General features: G+C 64.2%; 4 protein-coding genes. 1 reads left to right on the top strand and 3 read right to left on the bottom strand.

Annotated features, from left to right (window positions below):
* From proB to CWO89_RS39175, 3 genes are all read right to left on the bottom strand, one after another.
* Positions 1-867 (bottom strand): glutamate 5-kinase (gene proB, locus CWO89_RS39185; RefSeq protein WP_130583666.1); only part of this gene is annotated, 867 nt, incomplete at its 3' end.
* Positions 868-989: 122 nt separating this feature from the next.
* A complete protein-coding gene (gene obgE, locus CWO89_RS39180) occupies positions 990-2,045 on the bottom strand; it encodes a GTPase ObgE (RefSeq protein WP_130583665.1) in 1,056 nt (351 codons plus the stop codon).
* Between the two features lie 197 nt (positions 2,046-2,242).
* Positions 2,243-5,047, bottom strand: a complete 2,805-nt coding sequence (locus CWO89_RS39175; RefSeq protein WP_130583664.1) for a [protein-PII] uridylyltransferase — start codon at positions 5,045-5,047, stop codon at positions 2,243-2,245.
* Positions 5,048-5,252: 205 nt separating this feature from the next.
* Between CWO89_RS39175 and CWO89_RS39170 the strand changes: the two genes are divergently transcribed.
* Positions 5,253-6,227: an aliphatic sulfonate ABC transporter substrate-binding protein gene (locus CWO89_RS39170; RefSeq protein ID WP_130583663.1), complete on the top strand. Its 975-nt coding sequence runs from the start codon at positions 5,253-5,255 to the stop codon at positions 6,225-6,227.
* The last annotated feature ends 230 nt before the right edge of the window (positions 6,228-6,457 follow it).

Here is a 6,457-nt window from a genome sequence, read left to right as displayed (position 1 = left end):
GCCGGCGTCGATGGTCAGCGTGCCCTTCGGTTCCAGCGAGCCCGCGATCCAGCGCTTGCGCGCGGTGATCGGGTTGGCCGGCGTCAGGAACCAGGTGCAGCGGCCGCCGTCCGTGATCGCCTGCAAGGGATGCTCGATCTTGCCAGAGGCGATCAGCATATGGGTGCCGCCGGTGGTCGCGATCTTCGCGGCCTCGATCTTGGTGCGCATGCCGCCGCGCGACAGCTCGGATCCGGCTTCACCCGCCATCGCCTCGATCTCCGCGCTGATGCTTTCGACCACCGGGATCAGTTTTGCGTTGGGGTTATTGGCCGGCGGCGCGTCATAGAGGCCGTCGATATCAGACAGCAGGACCAGGAGATCCGCGCTCGCCATGGTGGCGACGCGGGCGGCGAGGCGGTCGTTGTCGCCATAGCGGATCTCGTTGGTGGCGACCGTATCGTTCTCGTTGATCACCGGCACCGCGCGCCATTCCAGGAGCTTTGCGATGGTCGATCGCGCGTTCAGATAGCGGCGGCGCTCCTCGGTATCCTGCAGCGTGACCAGGATCTGCCCGGCGCGAATCTCGTGATCGCCAAGCACTTCGGACCAGATCCGTGCCAGCGCGATCTGGCCTACGGCGGCCGCACCTTGGCTCTCATCGAGCTTGAGCGGCCCGCGCGGAAGCCTCAACCGGCTGCGCCCGAGCGCGATCGAGCCGGACGAGACGATCAACACCTCCCGGCCTTCCCCGTGCAGCTTGGCGATATCGGCAGCCAGCGCCGACAGCCATGACGCCTTGACCTCGCCAGCCTCGGAATCGATCAGGAGCGATGAGCCGACCTTGACGACGATGCGGCGAAAACGGTTGAGCGCGGGGCGTTTCATGGTTTGATCAGAGACGGAGCGGCGTTTGCGAAGCAATACGCGCCACCCCCTTACTTTGGAAGCGGCGCACGGGAAAGAGCGTTAAGGGAACATCAACCCTGCGGGCCGAACAGGCCTTGGAATCAGCCCTGCGGCGTCGGTTGCGCCCAGGGTTCGGCATCAGTGCTGCTTTTGGCCTTGGCCGATACCGGCGCCTCGCCGATCACCTCGACCAGCGCCTTCAACGCTTCCGGGATGCCCTCGCCGGTGGCGGCGGAGACAAGCAGCGGCGTCTTCTTTGCCGCCCGTTTCAGCCGGTCCCTCTGCTTCTTCAATTCATCCGGCGTGACCGCGTCGATCTTGTTCAGCGCGACGATCTCGATCTTCTCGGCAAGATGGCCCTCATAGGCCTCGAGTTCGGTGCGGACCGTCTTGTAGGCCTTACCCGCATGCTCGCAGGTGGCGTCGATCAGGTGCAACAGCACGCGGCAGCGCTCGACATGGCCCAAAAAACGGTCGCCGAGGCCGGCGCCCTCATGTGCGCCCTCGATCAGCCCGGGGATGTCGGCGAGCACGAATTCGCGGCCCTGCGCGCTCACGACGCCAAGCTGCGGGTGCAGCGTCGTAAAGGGATAGTCCGCGATCTTCGGCTTGGCAGCGCTGACCACCGAGAGGAAGGTCGACTTGCCGGCGTTCGGCAGTCCGACCAGGCCGGCATCCGCGATCAGTTTCAGGCGGAGCCAGATCCAGCGCTCCTCGCCCGGCAGGCCGGGATTGGCGTTGCGCGGGGCGCGGTTGGTGGACGATTTGAAATGCGCGTTGCCGAAACCGCCATTGCCGCCCTCGGCCAGCACGAATTTCTCGCCGAGTTTGGTGAAATCGTGGATCAGCGTCTCGCGATCCTCGTCGAAGACCTGGGTTCCCACCGGCACCTTCAGTATGATCGATTTGCCGGCGGCGCCATGGCGGTCCTTGCCCATGCCATTGGTGCCTTTTTGGGCCTTGAAATGCTGCTGGTAGCGGTAGTCGATCAGCGTGTTCAGCCCGTCGACCGCCTGGATGATGACGTCGCCGCCGCGGCCGCCATTGCCGCCTGAGGGCCCGCCAAACTCGATGAACTTCTCGCGCCGGAACGCAACGCAGCCGTTGCCGCCGTCGCCGGAGCGAATATAGACCTTTGCTTCATCGAGGAATTTCATGAGCCTACCATAGCGTTTTCGAGCGAAGTGGATACCGGTTCGCGCCAGAAAACGCGTCGAAACAAAAGGCTAGAGCCTCGGTTTACCGAGGCTCTAGGTAAGGCAGCGGCGCCGATGCGGCAACCCTGAAGCTGGCTGACCGGATAAAAGGCTTAACTGTCAGCCGGTTGCCGGCTCCGTAAAACCACGGCGAAGGTTCAGGCCGCCGGCTGGGCGGCTGCGTTCTCATCAGCGAGCAGGTGCAACAGGGCGCTCTTGATCGCGGCCTGCCGGGTCGGCGCAGTGATCTGCGCGCCCAGGAGGTCGGTGACATAGAACACGTCGCGGGCGCGCTCGCCGAAGGTCGCGACATGGGCGGAGGCGATATTGAGGTTGAGCTTCGAGATCGCGGTGGTGAGCTGGTACAGCAGGCCGGGCCGGTCGAGGCCGGAAACCTCGATCACGGTGTAGCGGTCCGACCACTGGTTATTAATGGTGACTTCGGGCTCGACGGTGAACGCCTTCACCTTGCTGCCGCTGCTGCGATGGACGGCGCGGCGCGCCATCGCCTCCGGCAGGCGCAACTTGCCTTCCAGCACGTCCTCGATCATCTCGCCGATCCGGGTGGCGCGCCGGCCTTCATCCTCGTCGCGGTCGTATTCCCGGGAGATCGCGATGGTGTCGAGCGCGCGGCCGTCGGTCGTGGTGTAGATCTGGGCGTCGACGATATTGGCCCCTGCGGAAGCGCAGGCGCCGGCGATGATCGACAATAGCCAGGGATGGTCGGTCGCCCAGATCGTCAGTTCGGTGACGCCGCGCGCCTCGTCGAATCCGACATTGATCGCAAGCTTGTGCCCGGCCTGCTCGCTGGCGCGGATGAAGCGTGCCTGCCGGATCTTGCGCGGCAATTCGACCTTGAGCCAGTACGCCGGATAATGCCGCTCGATGTAGGCGTTGAGCTCCGCCTCTGGCCATTCGGTGAAGGCGGCACGGAATTCGGCCTGCGCCACCGCGATGCGGCGGGCGCGGTTCACTTCCGAGAAGCCGCCGGTCAACACCGGCTCAGTCTCGTAATAGAGCGTGCGCAGGAGCTGCGCCTTCCAGCCGTTCCAGACGCCGGGGCCGACGCCGCGGATGTCGGCGGTGGTGAGGATCGTCAGCAGTTTCATCTGCTCGACCGATTGCACGACCGCGGCGAAATTCTCGATGGTCTTGCGGTCGGAGAGATCGCGCGACTGCGCGACCGTCGACATCGTCAGATGATCCTCGATCAGCCATGCGACGAGTTCGGTGTCGGCGTTGCTGAAGCCGAGCCGCGGGCATAGCCGCCGCGCCACCTTCGCTCCGGCGACCGAATGATCCTCGGGCCGGCCCTTGGCGATATCGTGCAGCAGGGTCGCGATATAGAGCACCGGACGATGCTCAGGGCGGATCTTGCGGAACAGGTCGCTGGCGACAATGAACTCGTCATTGCCGCCGCGCTCGATCTCCTGCAGGAAGCCGATGCAGCGGATCAGGTGCTCGTCCACCGTGTAGTGGTGGTACATGTTGAACTGCATCATCGACACGATCTTGCCGAAGGCGCGGATGAAGTGACCGAGCACGCCGGTCTCGTTCATCCGCCGCAGCACGATCTCGGCATTGTCTGATGTCAGGATCTCCATGAACAGCCGGTTAGCTTCGGTATCTTCGCGAAGCTGCGTGTTCACGAGCTTGAGCGAGCGTGTCACGGTGCGCATCGCGTCGGGATGGAAGGCGAGGTTGTTCTTCTGCGCCAAACGGAAGATGCGGATCAGGTTGACCGGATCGTGCTTGAAGACGTCGGGCGCGGCCAGGTTGATGCGGTTGTTGTCGACGATGAAGTCGTCGCTCTCGGGCACGCGCCGCTTGGTGCTGCCCGGCCGCAAGCGCGCTACCATGCGGCTCAGCACCGGCGCCGGCTTCTTCTGCTCTTCCTCCAGCTTGGCGCACAGAATTGCGGTGAGATCGCCGACGTCCTTGGCGATCAGGAAGTAATGCTTCATGAAGCGTTCGACGTCCTGCATGCCGGGATGCGAAGTGTAGCCGAGCCTGACCGCGATCTCGCGCTGGACGTCGAACGACAGCCGCTCCTCGGCGCGGCCGGCGAAGAAATGGATGTTGCAGCGCACCGACCACAGGAAATCGGCACAGCGGCGGAAGGTGCGGTATTCCTGCGCATCGAACACGCCGCGTTCGAGCAATTCATCGGTCTCGCGCACGCGGTAGACGTATTTCGCGATCCAGAACAGCGTGTGCAGGTCGCGCAGGCCGCCCTTGCCGTCCTTGACGTTGGGCTCGACCAGATAGCGCGACTGTCCGGCGCGGCGGTGCCGCTCCTCGCGCTCGGCCAGTTTGGCGGTGACGAATTCGGCGGCGGTGCCCTGCACGACGTCCTTGTCAAAGCGGTCGACCAGTTCGTCATAGAGCGGCCGGTCGCCGGTCAGGAACCGCGTTTCCAGGATCGCGGTGCGGATCGTCATGTCGCCGCGCGCCTGGCGGATCGATTCATCGACCGAGCGCGTGGCATGGCCGACCTTCAGTCCCATGTCCCACAGGCAGTAAAGGATCGCTTCGGCGACCTGCTCGCCCCAGGCGGTCTGCTTGTAGGGCAGGATGAACAACAGATCGATGTCGGACTCCGGCGCCATCAGGCCGCGGCCATAGCCGCCGGTGGCGACGACCGCCATGCGCTCCTCGCCGGAGGGGATCGGCGAGTGATAGAGGTGCTTGGTCGCCGCCGCATAGAGGATGCGGATGATCTCGTCCTGCACGAAGCAGAGCCGCTCCGCGCAGCGCCGGCCGTGGCGGTCCTTGAGCAGCACGGCCTGCGCCGTGGCGCGTGCCCCGATCAGTTCCGCCTTGAGCAGTTGCGCCATGGCCGAGCGGAATTGGTCCTCGCGGCCCGCGTGCTTCTCGGCGAGCGCGTCGACCGCGGCGGTGATCCGCGCGGTATCGAAACGGTCACCCACTTCCGGGTGGGGTTCGGCCACGACACTATCCATGGTCTATCCCGATAAAGGACGGCGCCTGCGCTGTCACGGGACATTGTGGACCCGCGATCACTCTGTGCTGAATTCCCGTTGATTTGAGCAAAGCCATTCTCACGTTGCCGCCTTCAGGGTGTGGATTTTCTCATTGACCTTCAGCATAACTCATTGAGATAAAAAGACGTTTTACCAAGATTTTTCCAACACCTGGAGGCTGAGGATGGTCCGGATTTCACGGCGCGCTGTGGCTGCGATAATCGCAGGTTTGACGCTTGCGCCCGCGGCAAGTTTTGCGGCGGAGCCGCTCAAGGAGATACGTATCGACTGGGCGACCTACAATCCGGTCTCGCTGGTCCTGAAGCAGAAAGGGCTCCTGGAAAAGGAGTTCGCCAGGGACGGCATCAGCATCGTCTGGGTGCAATCCGCCGGCTCCAACAAGGCGCTCGAATTCCTCAACGCGGGCTCGATCGATTTCGGCTCGACGGCGGGCTCGGCCGCGCTGGTCGCCAAGATCAACGGCAACCCGATCAAGTCGATCTATGTCTATTCGCGTCCGGAATGGACCGCGCTGGTCACGGGCAAGGATTCCAAGATCGCCTCGGTCGCCGACCTCAAGGGCAAGCGCGTCGCGGTGACCCGCGGCACAGATCCGCACATCTTCCTGGTGCGCGCGCTGCTTGATGCCGGCCTCTCTGAAAAGGACATCACGCCGGTGCTGCTCCAGCACGCCGACGGCAAGACCGCGCTGATCCGCGGCGACGTCGACGCCTGGGCCGGCCTCGACCAGATGATGGCGCAGGCGGAAGTCGAGGACGGCGCAAAACTGTTCTTCCGCAAAGCGGACGCCAACACCTGGGGCATCCTCAACGTGCGCGAGCAGTTCCTGAAGGATCACCCGGACGTCGTCCGCCGCGTCCTCGCCGTTTACGAAGAGGCCCGCAAATATTCGCTGGCGAACTACGACGAGCTGAAGAAGACCTTCATTGCCGCGACCAAGCTGCCGGAGGCCGTGGTCGACAAGCAGCTCAAGGAGCGCACCGAGTTGACCCACAGCCGAATCGGCGCCCCGCAGCGCGATTCGATCCTCGCCGCAGGGCTTGCGCTGCAGCAGGCCGGCGTAGTCGATGCCAAGGTCGACGTGAAGGCGGTGCTGAATTCGCTGATCGACGACCAGGTGCCGCTGCCGACGAATTGACGATCCGTAGCCCGGGTGGAGCGCAGCGCAACCCGGGGTGGCTCTAACCGCCCCGCGAGACTGTCCCGGATTGCGCTGCGCTCCATCCGGGCTACGAAGCTTCGACGAATTGAGCTGTCGTCCCGGGCAAGCGAAGCACGACCCGCGACCCATAACCACAGGCTTTGGTGGCGTGCTTCGCTGCAACCGCTTGCTCGCGCCACAACAACTCCCTGTGGTTGATGGGGTGG

The sequence above is a fragment of the Bradyrhizobium sp. Leo170 genome (assembly GCF_004296405.1).
Taxonomy (GTDB): Bacteria; Pseudomonadota; Alphaproteobacteria; order Rhizobiales; family Xanthobacteraceae; genus Bradyrhizobium.
Note: the sequence above shows the minus strand (reverse complement) of the source record. Positions and strands in the feature narration are given on the sequence as shown.